General features: G+C 74.9%; 16 protein-coding genes. 6 read left to right on the forward strand and 10 right to left on the reverse strand.

Going from position 1 to position 15,868, the window contains the following annotated elements; translation table 11 throughout:
• Positions 1-2: 2 nt before the first annotated feature.
• Both cobO and ACFYNO_RS24545 read left to right on the forward strand, forming a co-directional pair.
• Positions 3-608: a cob(I)yrinic acid a,c-diamide adenosyltransferase gene (cobO, locus tag ACFYNO_RS24540; RefSeq protein WP_388016274.1), complete on the forward strand. Its 606-nt coding sequence runs from the start codon at positions 3-5 to the stop codon at positions 606-608.
• On the forward strand, positions 602-1,969 hold the full coding sequence (locus ACFYNO_RS24545; RefSeq protein ID WP_388016277.1) for a cobyrinate a,c-diamide synthase: 1,368 nt from the start codon (positions 602-604) through the stop codon (positions 1,967-1,969). The genes cobO and ACFYNO_RS24545 overlap by 7 nt, the downstream gene beginning before the upstream one ends.
• 7 nt (positions 1,970-1,976) lie before the next feature.
• Here the strand turns inward: ACFYNO_RS24545 and ACFYNO_RS24550 are convergent, their stop codons facing one another.
• Positions 1,977-2,711, reverse strand: a complete 735-nt coding sequence (locus ACFYNO_RS24550; RefSeq protein WP_388016280.1) for an SDR family NAD(P)-dependent oxidoreductase — start codon at positions 2,709-2,711, stop codon at positions 1,977-1,979.
• Between the two features lie 83 nt (positions 2,712-2,794).
• Between ACFYNO_RS24550 and ACFYNO_RS24555 the strand changes: the two genes are divergently transcribed.
• Together ACFYNO_RS24555 and cobC are read left to right on the forward strand one after the other, a co-directional pair.
• Complete coding sequence (locus tag ACFYNO_RS24555; RefSeq protein WP_388016283.1) at positions 2,795-3,295, forward strand: YcxB family protein; 501 nt, start codon at positions 2,795-2,797, stop codon at positions 3,293-3,295.
• 87 nt (positions 3,296-3,382) lie between these two features.
• On the forward strand, positions 3,383-4,837 hold the full coding sequence (gene cobC, locus ACFYNO_RS24560) for an Rv2231c family pyridoxal phosphate-dependent protein CobC (RefSeq protein ID WP_388016286.1): 1,455 nt from the start codon (positions 3,383-3,385) through the stop codon (positions 4,835-4,837).
• Between the two features lie 4 nt (positions 4,838-4,841).
• Here cobC and ACFYNO_RS24565 read toward each other — a convergent pair whose 3' ends face one another.
• Positions 4,842-5,834, reverse strand: coding sequence for a DUF5937 family protein (locus ACFYNO_RS24565; protein WP_388016289.1), 993 nt, complete (start codon positions 5,832-5,834; stop codon positions 4,842-4,844).
• 74 nt (positions 5,835-5,908) lie between these two features.
• Between ACFYNO_RS24565 and ACFYNO_RS24570 the strand changes: the two genes are divergently transcribed.
• Positions 5,909-7,180, forward strand: coding sequence for an MFS transporter (locus ACFYNO_RS24570; RefSeq protein ID WP_388016292.1), 1,272 nt, complete (start codon positions 5,909-5,911; stop codon positions 7,178-7,180).
• Between the two features lie 66 nt (positions 7,181-7,246).
• Here ACFYNO_RS24570 and glnII read toward each other — a convergent pair whose 3' ends face one another.
• The 5 genes from glnII to ACFYNO_RS24595 all read right to left on the reverse strand — a co-directional run bounded on the left by glnII (position 7,247) and on the right by ACFYNO_RS24595 (position 11,373).
• Positions 7,247-8,269, reverse strand: coding sequence for a glutamine synthetase (gene glnII, locus ACFYNO_RS24575; protein ID WP_388016295.1), 1,023 nt, complete (start codon positions 8,267-8,269; stop codon positions 7,247-7,249).
• A 168-nt stretch (positions 8,270-8,437) separates the two neighbouring features.
• Entirely contained in the window at positions 8,438-9,478 is a 1,041-nt protein-coding gene (locus ACFYNO_RS24580) for a hypothetical protein (RefSeq protein ID WP_388016298.1), read from the reverse strand.
• A gap of 214 nt (positions 9,479-9,692) precedes the next feature.
• Complete coding sequence (locus ACFYNO_RS24585) at positions 9,693-10,820, reverse strand: ParB N-terminal domain-containing protein (protein WP_388016301.1); 1,128 nt, start codon at positions 10,818-10,820, stop codon at positions 9,693-9,695.
• Positions 10,821-10,925: 105 nt separating this feature from the next.
• On the reverse strand, positions 10,926-11,189 hold the full coding sequence (locus tag ACFYNO_RS24590; RefSeq protein WP_388016304.1) for a hypothetical protein: 264 nt from the start codon (positions 11,187-11,189) through the stop codon (positions 10,926-10,928).
• Between the two features lie 4 nt (positions 11,190-11,193).
• On the reverse strand, positions 11,194-11,373 hold the full coding sequence (locus tag ACFYNO_RS24595; RefSeq protein ID WP_388016307.1) for a hypothetical protein: 180 nt from the start codon (positions 11,371-11,373) through the stop codon (positions 11,194-11,196).
• 466 nt (positions 11,374-11,839) lie between these two features.
• Between ACFYNO_RS24595 and ACFYNO_RS24600 the strand changes: the two genes are divergently transcribed.
• Positions 11,840-12,826 carry a LuxR C-terminal-related transcriptional regulator gene (locus ACFYNO_RS24600; RefSeq protein WP_388016310.1) on the forward strand — a complete coding sequence of 329 codons (987 nt, stop codon included), beginning with the start codon at positions 11,840-11,842 and terminating at the stop codon, positions 12,824-12,826.
• Positions 12,827-13,029: 203 nt separating this feature from the next.
• Here ACFYNO_RS24600 and dpgD read toward each other — a convergent pair whose 3' ends face one another.
• The 3 genes from dpgD to dpgB are packed head-to-tail and all read right to left on the reverse strand — an operon-like array spanning position 13,030 to position 15,868.
• Complete coding sequence (gene dpgD, locus ACFYNO_RS24605) at positions 13,030-13,836, reverse strand: enoyl-CoA-hydratase DpgD (protein WP_388016313.1); 807 nt, start codon at positions 13,834-13,836, stop codon at positions 13,030-13,032.
• Entirely contained in the window at positions 13,833-15,167 is a 1,335-nt protein-coding gene (gene dpgC, locus ACFYNO_RS24610) for a (3,5-dihydroxyphenyl)acetyl-CoA 1,2-dioxygenase DpgC (RefSeq protein WP_388016316.1), read from the reverse strand. Before dpgC ends, dpgD begins: the two co-directional genes overlap by 4 nt.
• Positions 15,164-15,868, reverse strand: coding sequence for an enoyl-CoA-hydratase DpgB (gene dpgB, locus ACFYNO_RS24615; RefSeq protein ID WP_388016319.1), 705 nt, complete (start codon positions 15,866-15,868; stop codon positions 15,164-15,166). The genes dpgC and dpgB overlap by 4 nt, the downstream gene beginning before the upstream one ends.

Consider the following 15,868-nt stretch of genomic DNA (forward strand, 5'->3'; position numbering starts at 1 on the left):
CCGTGCCGCAGGGACAGCCCGAGGTCGTTCCCAACGACGGCCTGACCACCCGTCAGCGCCGCAACCAGCCGATCACCGCCGTGCACACCGGCCCGGGCAAGGGCAAGTCCACCGCCGCCTTCGGGATGGCGCTGCGGGCCTGGAACCAGGGCTGGTCGATCGGGGTGTTCCAGTTCGTCAAGTCGGCCAAGTGGAAGGTCGGCGAGGAGAACGCGCTGAAGGTGCTGGGCGCCTCCGGCCAGGGCGGCAGCGTCACCTGGCACAAGATGGGCGAGGGCTGGTCCTGGGTCCAGCGCTCCGCCGAGATGGCGGAATCCAGCGAGGAGGCGGCCAAGGAGGGCTGGGAGCAGGTCAAGCGCGACCTCGCCGCCGAGACCTACCGGCTGTACGTGCTGGACGAGTTCACCTACCCGATGAAGTGGGGCTGGGTGGACGTGGCCGAGGTGGTCGAGGTGCTGCGGGACCGCCCGGGCAGCCAGCACGTGGTGGTCACCGGCCGGGACGCGGCCGCGCCGCTGCTCGAACTGGCCGACCTGGTCACCGAGATGACCAAGGTGAAGCACCCCATGGACACCGGCCGCAAGGGCCAGCGCGGGATCGAATGGTGACCGCCCTCCCCCGGATCGTCATCGCCGCCCCCTCCTCGGGGGCTGGCAAGACCACCGTCGCCACCGGCCTGATGGCCGCGCTGACCGCGCGCGGCCTGGCCGTCTCCCCGCACAAGGTGGGCCCGGACTACATCGATCCGGGCTACCACGCGCTGGCCACCGGCCGGCCCGGCCGCAACCTGGACGCCTTCCTGTGCGGCCCGGAGCGGATCGAGCCGCTGCTGCGGCACGGCGCGGCGGGGGCCGACCTGGCGGTGGTCGAGGGCGTCATGGGGATGTTCGACGGGGCCTCCGGGCGGGGCGAGCTGGCCTCCACCGCGCAGGTCGCCAAGCTGCTGCGGGCGCCGGTGGTGCTGGTGGTGGACGGCTCCTCGCAGTCCCGCTCGGTGGCCGCGCTGGTGCACGGCTTCGCCAGCTGGGATCCGCAGGTGCGGCTGGCCGGGGTGATCCTCAACCGGGTGGCCTCCGACCGGCACGAGCAGCTGCTGCGCGAGGCGCTGGAGGAGGGCGCGGGCGTGCCGGTGCTGGGCGCGCTGCGCCGCTCGGCGGCGGTGGCCACGCCCTCCCGCCACCTGGGCCTGGTGCCGGTGGTGGAGCGCTCGGCCGAGGCCCTGCGGGCGGTCCGGGACATGGGCGAGCTGGTCGCCGCCTCGGTCGACCTGGACGCGGTGCTGGCGCTGGCCCGGTCCGCCCCGCCGCTGACCGCCGAGGCCTGGGACCCGGCCGCCGAGGTGGCCCGGCCGGCCGGCCCGGCGCCGCGGATCGCGCTGGCGGCCGGCCCGGCCTTCTCCTTCAGCTACGCGGAGAACGCCGAACTGCTCGCCGCCGCGGGCGCCGAGGTGCTGCCCTTCGACCCGCTGCACGACGCCGCCCTGCCTGACGGTTCGTCAGCTCTGGTGATCGGCGGTGGCTTCCCCGAGGTGTACGGCGAACAGCTCAGCGCGAACGGGCAGTTGCGCAAAGCGATCGCCGAACTGGCCGCCGCCGGAGCGCCGATCGCCGCGGAGTGCGCCGGACTGCTGTACCTCGGCCAGGAGTTGGACGGCCACCCGATGTGCGGGGTGCTGCCCGTCACGGCCCGGATGACCGAACGGCTGACCCTGGGCTACCGGGAGGCGGTGGCCCTGCACGACAACGCGCTGGCGGCCGCCGGCACCCGGCTGCGCGGCCACGAGTTCCACCGCACCGCCTGCACCCCCGGCGCCTCCGCGGCGCCGGCCTGGGGCTGGCGGGCCCCCGACGGCTCGCCGGTCACCGAGGGGTTCACCACGGCCAATGTGCACGCCAGCTACCTGCACCTGCACTGGGCGGGCGCGCCGCAGCTGGCGGAGCGGTTCGTCCGCTCCGCCGCCGTGCACTGACGCTCCGTCAGCGGCCCGCGATGGTGCCGCCGTCCAGGTGGAAGACCTGGGCGGTGAGGTGCCCGGCCTCCGGGGAGGCCAGGAAGAGCGTGGTGGCCACGATGTCGGCCGGCACGCCGTGGCGCTTGTTGACGGTCTGGCCGACGTTCCAGGCAAGCCGCTCCGGGGAGATGCCCTCGGGGCCGAAGAACTCGGTCTCGCTGATGTAGCCGGGGGCGATCACATTGGCCGTGATGCCCTCGGGGCCGACCTCCTGGGCCAGCGTCAGGTTCCAGTTCTCCACGGCGGCCTTGGCGGCGCCGTAGGAGCCGGAGCCGCCGCGGTGGGCCGCGATCGAGCTGAAGTTGATCACCCGGCCGCCCGGGTTGAGCCGGTCGCGCAGCGCGGTGGTGAGCAGCACGGCGGTGAGGACGTTGGCGTCCAGGTTGGCCTGCCAGGCGGCGGCGACCCCGGCCAGGCCGGCCTCCGGGGCGGACGGCGAGGTGCGGTCGCGGTTGCCGCCGGCGTTGTTGACCAGCACGTCGATCCGCTCCGGGAGCTCGGGCAGCGCCGCCTCGACCTGCGCGGGGTCGGCACCGTCGAAGGCCACGGCGCGCACGTCGGCGCCCAGTTCGGCCACCGCGCGGTCCAGCACCTCCTTGCGCCGGCCGGTGATCACCACCTGGTCGCCGCGCTCCGCGAAGGCCGCCGCGATGGCCCGGCCGATGCCGGTGCCGCCACCGGTGACGACGATGTGACGCATGGTTCACCACTCCCCTGTTGATGTCGGTGTGCCGAGCGCAGACTACGCTCACCCCACCAGCCCTCCCGAAAGGCCCGCCTGCCGTGGACGTGACCGCCACCTTCCAGCTGACCCCGCGTGAGTTCCGCAGCGCGCTGCGCAACCTGCCCGTGCTGCGCCGGATGCGGGTGCTCGCCGTGCTGATCGCGCTGGTCGGCGGGATCGTCACGGCCACCGGCGGCCACGACGGCTGGACCCCGCTGGGCACCGGCCTGGTCCTGCTGGTCTTCGGCGAGCTGGGCGTGGTCCGGCTGGGCACCCGGCGCAGCGCGCCGCTGATCGCCAACCCGTGGACGGTCCGGCTCACCGACGGCTGCTACCAGCTGGAGACCAACGCCACCACCGCCAAGGTCGGCTGGAGCCTCTACCGCGAGGTCAGCGAGCACGGCGGCTTCTGGTACTTGCACCAGACCAACCGGGCGGTCTCCTTCCTGCCCAAGCAGGCCTTCCCGGAGCACGACGCCGCCCGGGTGGCCGCCTTCTTCGCCGCCCGCCTCCCGAAGCTCCCCCGCCCCTGGTACCGCAGGGTGCTGCTGCTGGGGTGACCGCCCCCACACCCGCCCCGGTCCGATTGACGCCCCTTCACGCACCGTGGTGGGATTTCCGGGCGCGCGGAGGGAGTACGAGCACAGGTGACCAGCGAGAACGCGGCCGGCGTCGTCGTCGGAGTCGGAGCCAGCAGCGGGGTGGCCGAGGACGAAGTGCTGCAGCTCATCACGGCGGCCCTCGCCGAGGCGCGGCTGCCCGCCGCCCGGGTGCGGCTGCTCGCCACCGTCGAGGCCCGCGCCGCCGAGCCCGGCCTGCTGCGCACCGCCCACCAGCTGGGCGTCCCGCTGGTCGGCCACCCGGCCACCGAGCTGGCCGCCGTCCCCGTGCCCCACCCCTCCGGCGAGGTGCAGGCGGCACTCGGCACCCCGAGCGTCGCGGAGGCGGCCGCCCTACTCGGCGGCGGTGAACTGCTGGTCGGCAAGCGGAAGTCGGCCCATTCGACGGTGGCCGTCGCCACCCTGCCCGCGGCCGGCCGGGCGCTGACCGCCCCGGTGCACGCCCACGACCTGCGCCACCACGGCGACGCCGAGGTGCGCGACCCCGGGCTGGTGGACCTGGCGGTCAACGTCCGCACCGGCACCCCGCCCGGCTGGCTGCGCTCCGCGCTCGCCGACACCCTGGGCGGCCTGGCCGCCTACCCCGAGCAGACGGCCGCCCGCACCGCCGTCGCCGCCCGGCACGGCCGCCCGCTCGGCGAGGTGCTGCTCACCTCCGGCGCCGCCGAGGCCTTCGTGCTGCTCGCCCGCACCCTGCGGCCGTCCCACGCCGTGGTGGTGCACCCGCAGTTCACCGAGCCCGAGGCGGCGCTGCGGGACGCGGGCGTCGAGGTGCACCGGGCGCTGCTGAGCCCGCGGGACGGCTTCCGGCTGACGCCAGGCGCCGTGCCGGAGGAGGCCGACCTGGTGGTGGTCGGCAACCCGACCAACCCGACCTCCGTGCTGCACCCCGCCGGGGTGCTGGCCGCGCTGGCCCGGCCGGGGCGGACCCTGGTGGTGGACGAGGCGTTCATGGACACCGTGCCGGGCGAGCGCGAGTCGCTGGCCGGGCGCACCGGCCTGCCCGGCAGCCTGGTCGTGCTGCGCAGCCTGACCAAGACCTGGGGCCTGGCGGGCCTGCGGATCGGCTACGTGCTGGCGCCCGCCCCGCTGATCGCCGAGCTGGCCGCCGCCCAGCCGCTCTGGCCGGTCTCCACCCCGGCCCTTCGGGCCGCCGAACTCTGCAGCGGCGAGCGGGCGCTGGCCGAGGCGGAGGCGGCCGCGGCGGAGCTGGTGGCGCACCGCGGCTACCTGCTGGAGCGGCTGGCCCGGTTCCCGCGGGTGCGGGTGCACGGCGAGCCGGCCGCCTCCTTCCTGCTGCTGGAGCTGCCGCACGCCGCCGAGGTCCGCACCCGGCTGCGGGCCGCCGGGTTCGCGGTCCGCCGCGGCGACACCTTCCCGGGGCTGGGCCCGAACTGGCTGCGGGTCGCCGTCCGCGCCCCGGAGACCACCGACGCCTTCGCGGCGGCCCTGGAACGCGTGCTGGACCGCCCGTTCGACTGAGCGGTCAGCTCGCCGCCGCCAGCAGCGAGTCCGCCAGATCGGTGCGCTGGTAGAGCACCGAGCGCCCGGACCGGTGCGAGGCGACGATCCCGGCCGCGCGCAGCGCCGTCAGGTGCTGCGACACCCCGGCCGCCGACATGCCGGTGCGCCGGGACAGCTCGGTGGTGGAGGCGGGCACGGCCAGCTCCGCCAGCAGCAGCGCCCGGGAGCGCCCCAGCACCGCGGCCACCGCCTCCGGCACCCGGGTCGGCTGCTGCTCCCAGAGCAGGCCGACGCCGCGGCTCGGGTAGCAGAGCTGCACCACCTCGCCGGGCCGGTTGATCACCATGGTGTGCGCCGGGCCGACGAAGGCCGAGGGCACCAGCAGCAGCCCGCGCCCGGCCAGGCCCTCGCTCGGCCCGCAGGTGATCGCGGGCAGCGTCAGCCGGTCGGTGCACCACTCCACGCTCGGGTGCAGCTCCTGCAGCACCGCCGCCGATCCGGCCGCCGCGAACCGGCGCGACTGGTGCAGCACATCGCTCTCCAGCACGGTGCGCAGCCGGCTCCAGTGCGGCGCCAGCGCCACCTCCCAGTACCGCCGCACCTGGTCCACCAGCTCCGGCAGCACCGCGGCCGGGTCCCGGTGCAGGGCGGCCACCTCGGGCGTCCAGCTCGTCATCAGCTCCAGGTCCGCGCGGACCCGGCCGGGCTCGGTCCGGGCCACCACGGCCAGCTCGGCCTCCAGCGCGGCCGCCGCGCCCGCGCTGGGCGCGACCCTGCCGGGCGGCGGGTTGAGGAAGTCGGGCAGGTAGCCGTAGGGCGGGACCAGATCGGCGAGCAGCCCCGTGCCCAGCCCGGCGGCGGCCAGCCGGGGCCGGGCCTGCTCCACCCAGCGCCGGTGCAGCGCCCCGGGCGAGCGGCGGCCGAGCACCCGACGGCTCGTCACCACCTCCCAGAGCGGCGAGTAGGCCAGCCTGGTGTGGGCCAGGTCACGGGTGGTGAAGGCCAGTTCCAGCACGTGTCCCCCCGGGTGGATTCGGCTGAGCGCGAATGAATTGGTCCCACCGTAGTGCGGAGCACAGGCTTCCTGCCATGTCCTCCACCGTGTCCCGCACCACCAGCACCGACGCCCCGGAGCCGACGCCCGCCACCGGTGGGATCCGGGCCCGCTTCAGCGGGTTCGGCCGCCCGCTCTGGGTGGTGGTGGTCGGCACGGCGGTGAACCGGCTGGGCAACATGGTGCTGCCGTTCCTGGTCTTCTTCCTCGGCGCCCGGCACGTGCCCGCCGACCGGATCCCCTGGGTGCTGGGCGCGCTGGGGCTGGGCTGCCTGCTCGGCCCGGTGCTCGGCGGGCTGGTGACCGACCGGTTCGGCGCCCGGCCCGCGATGATCGGCGCGATGCTCGCCACGGCCGCCTCCCAGGGCCTGCTCTTCGCCGCGCCGAGCCCGGCCACCCTCGCGCTGGCCACCCTGGCGCTGGGCACCGGCAGCACCCTGCACCTGCCGGGCGCGGCCGCGGTGGTGGCGGGCTCGGCGCAGGGCGAGCGGCGCCAGGTGGCGTTCGGACTGCTGCACTGGTCGATCAACGTCGGCACGGCGGTGGCCGGCGCGATCGGCGGCTTCCTGGCCGAGCACGGCTACGGGCTGCTCTTCGCGCTGGACGCCGCGACCTGCCTGGCCTACGCCGTGCTGGCCGCCACCCTGCTGCCCAAGCGGGCCCGCGCCGGGCGGGGCCGGACGGCGGGCGACGGCGGCGGCTACGGCCTGGTGCTGCGCGACCGGCTGCTGCTGGCGCTGCTGGTGCCGGTGCTGACCGGCGAGGCGGTGTACTCGCTGACCGAGTTCAGCCTGCCGCTGGCGATCCGCGACCACGGCCTGCCGCCGACCGTCTTCGGCCTGGCGGCAGCGGTGAACGCGGTGCTGGTGGTGGCGCTGCAGCCGGTCGCCAACGTGCTGCTGACCCGGTTCGACCGGGGCCGGCTGATGGCCTTCGCCGCGGTGCTGGTCACGGCCGGGGTGGCGCTGACCGGGATGGCGGACAGCACCACGGGCTTCGTGGTGACGGTGGTGGTGTGGAGCCTGGGCGAGGTCTGCGCGGCCGGCCTGGCCGGGACGATGGTGGCGGACCTGGCGCCGGAGGGCGCGGCGGGCCGCTACCAGGGCGCCTGGGGCTGGACCCGGGGCCTGGCCCGGTTCGGCTCCCTGGTGCTCGGCTCGGCGGTCTACGCGGAGCTCGGCGCGCCGGCGCTCTGGTGGAGCGCGCTGGCGGTCGGCCTGGCCGGGGCCGTGGTGGCGCTGCTGGTCGGCGCCCGGCTGCGGCAGCGGACGGCGGCGACGGCCACCGCCGTCGCGGTCGCGGCCTGACGGAACGACGGAAGGGCCTGACCCCGCTGATGCGGGGTCAGGCCCTTCCGTTCGGCACCGGGGGGATCAGACCTGGCCGGCCTTCTCCAGGGCGGAGCAGCAGGTGTTGACCAGCAGGCGGGTCACCACGTACGGGTCGATGTTGGCGTTCGGGCGGCGGTCCTCGATGTAGCCCTTGCGCTCCACCTCGACCTGCCACGGGATGCGGACCGAGGCGCCGCGGTCCGAGACACCGTAGGAGTAGACGTTCCACGGGGCGGTCTCGTGCTTGCCGGTGAGGCGGGACTGGATGTCGTCACCGTACTGGTTGACGTGCTCCATGACCTTCTCCTGCGACTCGCCCAGCGACTCGCAGGCGGTGATGATCGCGTCGTAGCCCTCGCGCATCGCCTTGGTGGAGAAGTTGGTGTGGGCACCCGCGCCGTTCCAGTCACCGCGCGCCGGCTTGGCGTCCAGGGTGGCGTCGATGCCGAACTCCTCGGCGGTGCGGTAGAGCAGGTAGCGGCCGACCCACAGGTCGTCGGAGACCTGCAGCGGGTCCACCGGGCCGATCTGGAACTCCCACTGGCCGGGCATGACCTCGGCGTTGATGCCGCAGATCGCCAGGCCGGCGGCCAGGCAGCGGTCCAGGTGCAGCTCGACGATCTCGCGGCCGAAGACCTCCTCGGCGCCGACGCCGCAGTAGTAGCCGCCCTGCGGGGCCGGGTAGCCGCCCTCCGGGAAGCCGAGCGGGCGGGAGCCCTTGAAGAAGGTGTACTCCTGCTCGATGCCGAAGATCGGCTCCTGGGCGGCGAACTGCTCGGCGACCGGGCGGAGCAGGGCGCGGGTGTTCGACGGGTGCGGGGTGCCGTCGATCTCGTGCACCTCGCAGAGCACCAGGATGTTGTCGCCGCCGCGGATCGGGTCCGGGTAGGTGCGGACCGGGGTCAGCACGCGGTCCGAGGCGTGGCCCTCGGCCTGGTTGGTGGAGGAACCGTCGAAGCCCCAGGTGGGCACGTTCTCCGCGGACTTGAGGACCCGGGTCTTGGAGCGCAGCTTGGCGGTCGGCTTGGTGCCGTCGATCCAGATGTACTCGGCCTTGATTGCCACGGGTTACCTCGCGAACTCTGAGTGGTGGGTGCCCCCGTAATGTCGCAAGCCGCCGTTTCCCGGTTGTTCCTCTCGTGTAACCAGCGTGTGAACCGACTGTCCGCACTGGCACCCTCACACTGCGAGAGTGCCGGTGCTCATGACAGGCCTGCCGCCGCAGGCCGCTGATCAGTGCTTTTTCCGGTGGCGGGCCAGCGCCAGCACGCCGCCGCCCGCGACCAGCAGCGCAGCGCCCGCACCGGCCAGCGGCAGGACCGGGGCACTTCCGGTGAACGCCAGCTCCGTTCCGGGCCGCGGATGTTTCGTCGGAGTTACGGAGGGGGTGCCGGACGGGGTGCCGGCCGGCATACCGGAGGGCGCGGCGGGCGCGCTCGAGGTCGCACTGACGGCGGCCGCGGGCTGCGCGACCGACGCGGCGTCCGAGGGCTGCGCGGCGGACGGGGAGTCCGAGGGCACCGGGGCGGCGCTCGCGGACGGGCTCGCGCTCGCGGCGGCCGTCGGCGCCGCGGGCTTGGTGCAGCTCACCGAGGCGACGGTGATGGTGCCCTGCACGGTCGCCACGTTGAGGTTGAGCGGGTTGAGCGCCACCGTGACCACCAGCGCCGAGGCGGCGGCCGTGCTGGAGGTGGTGGTCCGCGGGGCGTACTGCACGTCCAGGGTGCCGATCCCGGGCACCGGCACATGAGTGCTGCCGGTCAGGCTGAGGGTGACGGGGCGGCCGAGCACGGTGAGCCGGGCCGGCATGGTGACCCTGGCGGTGGGCGCGCCGTCCGCCGGGCAGTCGGCCTCGGCGGCCAGCGCGTCCAGCCCGATCAGCGTGCGGTCGGGCAGCCCGGGCGCGTTCACGCCGGCGTTGACCAGCTGCACCGCGGCGTGGGCGCCGCTCGCGTCCCGGTGCGTGCTGGAGCTGCCCGCGTCGGCCCGCACCAGGGTGACCGGCCCGGACTGGGCGACGCCCTGCACCACGGCGGTGAGCACCGAGCCGTGCAGTTCGGCGGGCGACTGCACCTTGTTCAGCGCCACGTCCACCGGTATGTCCACCGCATGGTCCAGCAGCCCGACGTGCAGGGCGAGTTCGGCGGTGGTGGCACTGGCGCTGCCGCCCGGATCGGCGGCCCCCTCGGCCGCCGCGGGCAGCACCGGCAGGGCGGTCAGCGCGGTGACGGCGGCGAGCAGCGCGGCCGAGCGGACAACGGTAGGTGACGACAAGATGACGCTCCCATGGATGTGATGAGAGCGTCATCTTCTTGCCGGATCAGCTGACCCAACGGCAACTCATGGATCACTGTCACCCGTTGGAGTGAAGAAGGGGCGAAGCTCCCCCCGCCGCACCGCGACGGGCGGGACCACCGGCTGCATCAGTCCCCCGCGACGACCAGCCCGAGCCTTGGGCGGACAGTTCCGCCCGACTGCGATCCCGTGATCAGAAGCCGGCCGCGCCGGCGGGCTCCGGTGGGGCCACCGGGTATCCGACCGCGCGCACCTTCTCGTCCAGCTCCTGGGCGAACCCCTGCCAGGTCTCGGCGTACTGCCGGGCGAGGTCCACCACCAGGTCCCGGCAGTGCGAGGGCACCACCTCCGTCAGTTCCGACCAGCCCTGCCGGCCGATCGCGTTCTGCTGCAGCAGGCGCAGCAGCTGCCTGCCCTCCTCCTTGTGGCGCAGCGAGGGGTCGCGCACCAGCTTCTCCAGCAACTGGGCCGGGTCCCGGTGGTCCGTCCGGGCCCGGCGCTCGCCCCGGTGCCGCTGTGCCGGCACCGAGACCGCCGGTCTGGCCGCCTCCGCGCCGGGCTCGCCCTCGCGGGCCGTGGCGCTGCGGCCCGGCAGCGGGTCCTGGAAGAGCTCCAGCCTGCGCCGGACGTCGCTCACCGTGGCCGGCGAGATGCCGGCCTGCCGGGCCACCTCGCGCAGCGAGGCGTGCGGGCTGCGGGCGATCAGTTCGGCGGCCCGCTGGCGGCCGGCCTCGCTGTTCAACGGTCGCACCCTGCCGTCCCGGCCGATCCGCCCGGCCAGTTCCGGCAGCCCGTCCGCGGCCCGGCGGCGGATGGCCGCCACCGTCTTGGCGCCGAGGCCGGCGACCCGGGCGATCGCCCGGTCCGACATGTAGGGGTGCGAGTTGATGATCCGCTCGGCGGCGGCCCGCCGGTCGGACTGGGACAGCGGCAGACCGTGGGCGGTGTTCGCCTCCACCGCCCGCAGGAAGGCGTCCTCGCTGCTGCCGTCGAAGAACTCGACGTCGATCGTCCGGGCACCGCGGGACCGGGCGGCCAGCAGGCGGTGCTCGCCGTCGATCACCCGCATGGTGCGGCGGTCGACCAGGATCGGCGGCAGCGGTCCGTCCACCTCCGCCAACGCCCTGACGTGCTCCGGGTCGTATCCCGCCGAGCGCACCGACCCGGCAGGCACCAGCGCGGCGATCGGGACCGCCACCACCTCCCGGGTACCGGTGGCGGCCGGCTCCTGCGTTCCGGCCGGCCCCGACGGGCCGACCGCTTCGACGGCCCGCACCGCACGGGCGGGCTCGGTGACACCGAAATTCAGCCGATCCATCATCCTCTCTCCCCCTTATGTCGCACGAACGAATGCTTGGAACGGAGTCCGGACACCCTCGACGGCAGTCGTCACGCCGGCCGTCGGGAGGGTCGTCGCCCCGGCCGCTCAGTCCGGGCCGCATCGCCACTGGTGCAGTGACGGCAGTTGGCCCATGATCTCCCCGACCAGCCAACGGGCGTGGCGGGCCGGGTCCCCGACACCGCTGGACACGAAGACGGCCAGGTCGATTCCACTGGACGTGGCGGTGGCGGTGATGTGCTCGATGTGGTGCCCGGGTTCGAGGTGCGTCCACAGGATGTCGACGAGCAACTCGGCGGTCTGCTGGGTCGCAGGGTCCGGGCCGGTCAGTAAGAGGCGGGCGAGCCGCATGGCGCTACTCCCAGGCGATGCAGTCGGACGAGGGGGAGGCGCTCGGGCTCGGGGTGGGCGTCGCGGCCGGGCTGGTCGCGGCCGGTGCCGCGGAGCCGGTGTCGGCCTGGGCGGCGGCGGCGCCGGCGGCGATCGCGGCGGCGGCGAGACCGGCGACCATCAGGGTGCGGGCGTTTCTGAGCATGGCGGTGTCCCCGTCTCGATTCGATGAGTGCTGGCGCGGAACTCGGTGGAAATCACCGGGGCTCGGCGGAAATGCGGCGGAACTCGTCCACCTGCGTTTATCGGGAATTCCGGTCCGGAATCGCCGGTTCCCTATTTCCGTCTCCCGTTCCGTGTTCCGGTCCGGGCTGACGAGTCACATCCTGCCCAGCCTCGAGCGGGCCTGGATAGGCATTCGAGCTGGACGCAATATGCCTGGCCCATGTAGGACAGCTCCCGGGCGGGGGGCGGCCGCGCACCCGTCGGTCAACGCACCGTCCTCGACGCGAACACCTCATCCCCGACGCACACAGTGCCTCCAAATCCCGGTCCGGCGAGGCAAACTCAGCCCACAGCCCCTTGTGCCGCACTAGGGCGTTTGCGAGGATCACGGGTGGCGTGCCGGGCCACGGGGGTTGTCCGGCCCGAACTGTGGGGGGCGTTTACTCGTGCTGCAGGCACTGGGACTTGGACAGGACGCCGAGGACCTCTACCAGGCGATGTTGGAAGCACCTTTGCTCGGCATCTCCGACCTGTGTGAACAGTTGGGCCTCCCGGAGCACCGGGTCCGGGCCGCCCTCGACGAACTGGTGCGATCCACCCTGCTGCGCGAATCGCGCGAGACGCCGGGTCAGTTGCGCGTGGTCAGCCCGGACATCGGGCTGGCGGCGCTGCTGCGCCGGCAGGAGGCCGAACTGGCCCGCCGTCAGCAGGAGCTCGCCGCGAGCAAGGCGCGGGTCGCGGAGACCGTCGCGCAGTACGCCGATCTGCAGGAGAACGGCAAGGACCGCGAATCCCAGCGCCTGGTGGGGCTGGACGCGATCCAGGGGCGGCTGGAGGTGCTGGCCCAGGAGGTGGCCGGGGAGTGCCTGTCGGTGATGGCCGGAGGCGGCCACTCCGAGGCCACCCTCAAGGCCGCCCGCCCGCTCGACCAGAGCGCGCTGGATCGCGGCGTCCAGCTCTACTCGCTCTACCAGGAGAGCGCCCGCAACGACCCGGCGACCTGGGCCTACGCCCGCTGGATGACCGAGGCCGGCGGGCAGGTGCGCACCGCGCCGGTGCTGCCGCCGCGGATGCTGATCTTCGACCGCACCGTGGCGGTGGTGCCGATCGACCCGAAGAACACCGGGCTCGGCGCGCTCTGCACCCGCGAGCCGGCGGTGGTCGCGGCGCTGGCCGCGGTCTACGACCAGGCCTGGTCCACGGCGATCCCGCTGGGCGCCCAGCGCGCCCCGGACGCCGACACCGGCCTCACCCAGCTCGACCGGGAGTTGCTCGCGCTGCTCGGCACCGGGCTGACCGACGAGGCGGCCGGCAACCGGCTGGGGGTCTCGGCCCGCACCGTGCGCCGCCAGATGGCCGCGCTGATGGAACGGCTGAATGCGACCAGCCGCTTCGAGGCCGGCCTCAAGGCGGCCCAGAAGGGCTGGCTCTAGCGCTCCGGCGGCTGCTCTCCCGCTTCGGACACGATCCGATCGGCAGCGCTGATATCCGCCGCCGCGCGCGGTGTTGACCGACCGTCAATCCTCGGCCCGGCGAACGGATTCCCCGATGCGGCCGCGGCCCCGCCGTGGGGGCGGGGCCGCGGTCGGAGGGGCGGGCCGGGCCCCCGCCGTGGGGGCGGGGGCCGGCGGGGTGCTCAGGCGCCCTGCCAGCGGGGCTCGCGGCGCTCCGCGAAGGCGCGCGGGCCCTCGACGGCGTCCGCGCTGCCGCGGCGCCGCTGCTCCCACGTGAAGGGCGTCTCGAAGGCCTGCGGCAGCGGCATGTCCACCGACCGCAGCACCGCCTCCTTGATCGCCCGGACCGCCAGCGGGGCGCTGCGCAGCAGGGCGCCGGTCCACTCCGCCACGCAGTCGTCGAGCTCCGCGGGCGGCACCACCTGGTTGACCAGGCCGAAGCCGAACGCGGTCGCGGCGTCCATCCGACGCCCCGTCAGCAGGTAGCCCATCGCGGCCTTGAGCGGCAGCTGCCGGGCCAGCCGGAAGGCCCCGCCGGCCCCGGGCACCAGCCCGAGACCGGCCTCCGGCAGCGCGAACACCGCCCGCTCCGAGGCGATGATCAGGTCGCAGGCCAGGGCGAGCTCGAAGCCCCCGCCCAGTGCGTAGCCGTCGACCCGGGCGAGCACCGGCTTGGAGAAGGCGAACCGCTCGGTCAGCCGGGGCCAGCCGGGCTGGCCCCGGCTGCCGAAGCTGGACCGGGGCACCCCCTCCCGGTCCAGCCGGGCCCGCTCGTGCAGGTCCTGCCCGACCGTGAAGGCACGCTCCCCGGCACCGGTCAGCACCACGACCCGGACCCGGTCGTCCGCCTCGGCGTCGTCCCAGACCTCGGCCAGCTCCCGGTGCATCCGCAGGTCCATCGCGTTGAGCCGGTCGGGCCGGTCGAGGGTGACCCGGGCGAGGTGGCCCTCCTTCTCGTACCGGACCCGGGGCCGGTCCGGCTCGCTCATCGGGGGTTCGCCGCCGCGCCGGAGAACCGCCCGACCTTCTCGATGACGTCCGAGCTGTACAGCCGCAGCGCCTGCTGGAGGGCGAACTCGGCCATGTAGCGGCGGAATCCGTCCAGCGACTCGTCGGCCAGATTGAGCATCCGGCGGTTGGCGACCACCGCGGGACCGCGCAGCCGCTCCAGGCTGCGCTCGATCGCCAGGTCGAGTTCGGGCCCGCTCGGGTGGACCTCGTCGACCAGCAGCCGGGCGTCCGGCTCGGTGGCCCGGATCTCCCGCCCCTCGAGGATCACCTGCCGGGCCAGCCGGTGCCCGGCAGCCCGGCCGAGCCGGAAGTTGGAGGCGCCCGGGATGATCCCCTCCTTGGCGGCCGGCAGGCTGAGGAAGGCGTCGTCGGCGGCCAGCACGTGGTCGAAGACCAGCAGCAGCTGGCAGCCGCCGCCGATCGCGAAGCCGTCGACCGCCGCCACCCAGGGCTTCTGCACGGTGCGCGGACCCCAGCCGGGGCCGTCGCCGGTCAGCAGCCCGCGCTGGATCTTGTGGAGGTAGCCGAGCTCCCGCCGCAGCAGGAAGTCGGTCAGCGAGATCCCGCCGCCGTGCAGGGCCTTGAGGTTGATGCCGGCGCTGAAGACCCGCCGGCCCCGGTAGCGGGGGTGGGTCATCTCGCCGCCGCGCAGCAGCGCCACCTCCACCGCGGGGTCGAGCAGGGCCAGGTCCACCGCGGTCTCGATGTCCTCGATCTGGCGGTTGTCCTCGGCGTTCAGGCTGTCGGTCCGGCACATGGTCAGCCGGGCCGCCCCGGCGGAGCGTTCCAGCCGGACCGAGCCCAGGTCGAGCCGGCCGGTCCGGGTGAACTCCGGCAGCAGCTCGAGCGCCCGCTCGGTCGGCCGGAGCATCGCGTCCAGCAGGTGCCCGCCCGCCGTCGGCGAGGCCAGCACCCGACCGAGGAAGAGCCCCTGGTCGATCTCGTGGCCCTCCTTGCCGGCCTGCGGCAGCCGCCGTTCGGCCGCCAGCTGGGCCTCGGTGGGGACGAGCCCGGGGAAGGCCTCGGCGGCCGCCCGGGCCAGTTCGGCGACCCGCAGGTGGCGGCTGCGGTCCGCGGTGAGCTCCTGGTAGACCTCCTCGGTGTGCACGTCCAGGAAGGCGGCGCGCAGCGTCCTGGTCTCGTCGATGGCCGCCGCGGCGGCGGCCCGCTGCTGCACCGAGCGCTGCTGCGGCGCGGGCAGCACGGCGAGCAGGTCCTCGGTGTACGCGGCCGCCGCGGCCAGCGCCTGCCGGGCGCCGGGCAGTTCGGCCCGGACGGCCAGCAGGTCGGCCGCCAGGCCGGCGGTCACGAGGCCGCTCCGACCGCCGCGCGCCGCAGCAGGCGGTCGCAGGCGGCCAGGTGGAGGCCGAGCGCCTCGTCGAAGCTGGTGGTCGGCGCGTCCACCATCAGCTGCCGGCGGACCGCCAGGTCGGCGCCGGAGACCGCGCCGACCCGCTGCCGGAGCACCGCCAGGGCGGCCGGCAGGTCCTCCACCAGCTCGTCCACCAGGTGGAGTTCGAGCGCGTCGGCGGCCTCCACCGGGGTGCCGAAGAGCACCGCGCGGCGGATCGCGGTGGCGGTGGGGCCGTGCTGGGCGAGGCGGTAGAGCGCCATGCCCGGCCAGGTCCCGCCGTCGCCGACCGGCACCACCAGGCGCACCGAGCCGGTGGCGATCCGGTAGTCGGTGGCGAGCAGCGCCTCCAGGGCCAGCCCGCCGCAGTCGCCGTCGGCGATCGCCACCGTGGTCGCGGGCAGCCGCTCCAGCCGGCGCACCGCCCGCTCCCACTTGCTGACCAGGGAGACGGTCAACTCCTCGTTGCGCGCGCCCGGTTCCGGAACCCCGGAGACCCGGACGACGACCCGGCCGCGGCCGCCGCGGTCCTCGGCGCTGTCGCAGACGGTGTTGACCGCCGCGATCGCCTCGGGCGAGAGCACCCGCCGGCCGTCGACCCGCAGCACCAGGTCCTCGGCCGGGGCGTGTTCGCCGCTGTTCGTCTGACTGTTCTTCAT

This window comes from Kitasatospora sp. NPDC006697, from assembly GCF_042869935.1.
Classification (GTDB): Bacteria; Actinomycetota; Actinomycetes; order Streptomycetales; family Streptomycetaceae; genus Kitasatospora.

Bases quoted from the DNA above. Each gene is read 5' to 3' on its own strand.
- ACFYNO_RS24545 (WP_388016277.1), top strand. From the start codon at position 602: ATGGTGACCGCCCTCCCCCGGATCGTCATCGCCGCCCCCTCCTCGGGG.
- ACFYNO_RS24550 (WP_388016280.1), bottom strand. From the start codon at position 2,711: ATGCGTCACATCGTCGTCACCGGTGGCGGCACCGGCATCGGCCGGGCC.
- ACFYNO_RS24570 (WP_388016292.1), top strand. From the start codon at position 5,909: ATGTCCTCCACCGTGTCCCGCACCACCAGCACCGACGCCCCGGAGCCG.
- ACFYNO_RS24585 (WP_388016301.1), bottom strand. From the start codon at position 10,820: ATGATGGATCGGCTGAATTTCGGTGTCACCGAGCCCGCCCGTGCGGTG.
- ACFYNO_RS24590 (WP_388016304.1), bottom strand. From the start codon at position 11,189: ATGCGGCTCGCCCGCCTCTTACTGACCGGCCCGGACCCTGCGACCCAG.
- ACFYNO_RS24595 (WP_388016307.1), bottom strand. From the start codon at position 11,373: ATGCTCAGAAACGCCCGCACCCTGATGGTCGCCGGTCTCGCCGCCGCC.
- dpgD (WP_388016313.1), bottom strand. From the start codon at position 13,836: ATGAGCGAGCCGGACCGGCCCCGGGTCCGGTACGAGAAGGAGGGCCAC.
- dpgB (WP_388016319.1), bottom strand. From the start codon at position 15,868: ATGAAGAACAGTCAGACGAACAGCGGCGAACACGCCCCGGCCGAGGAC.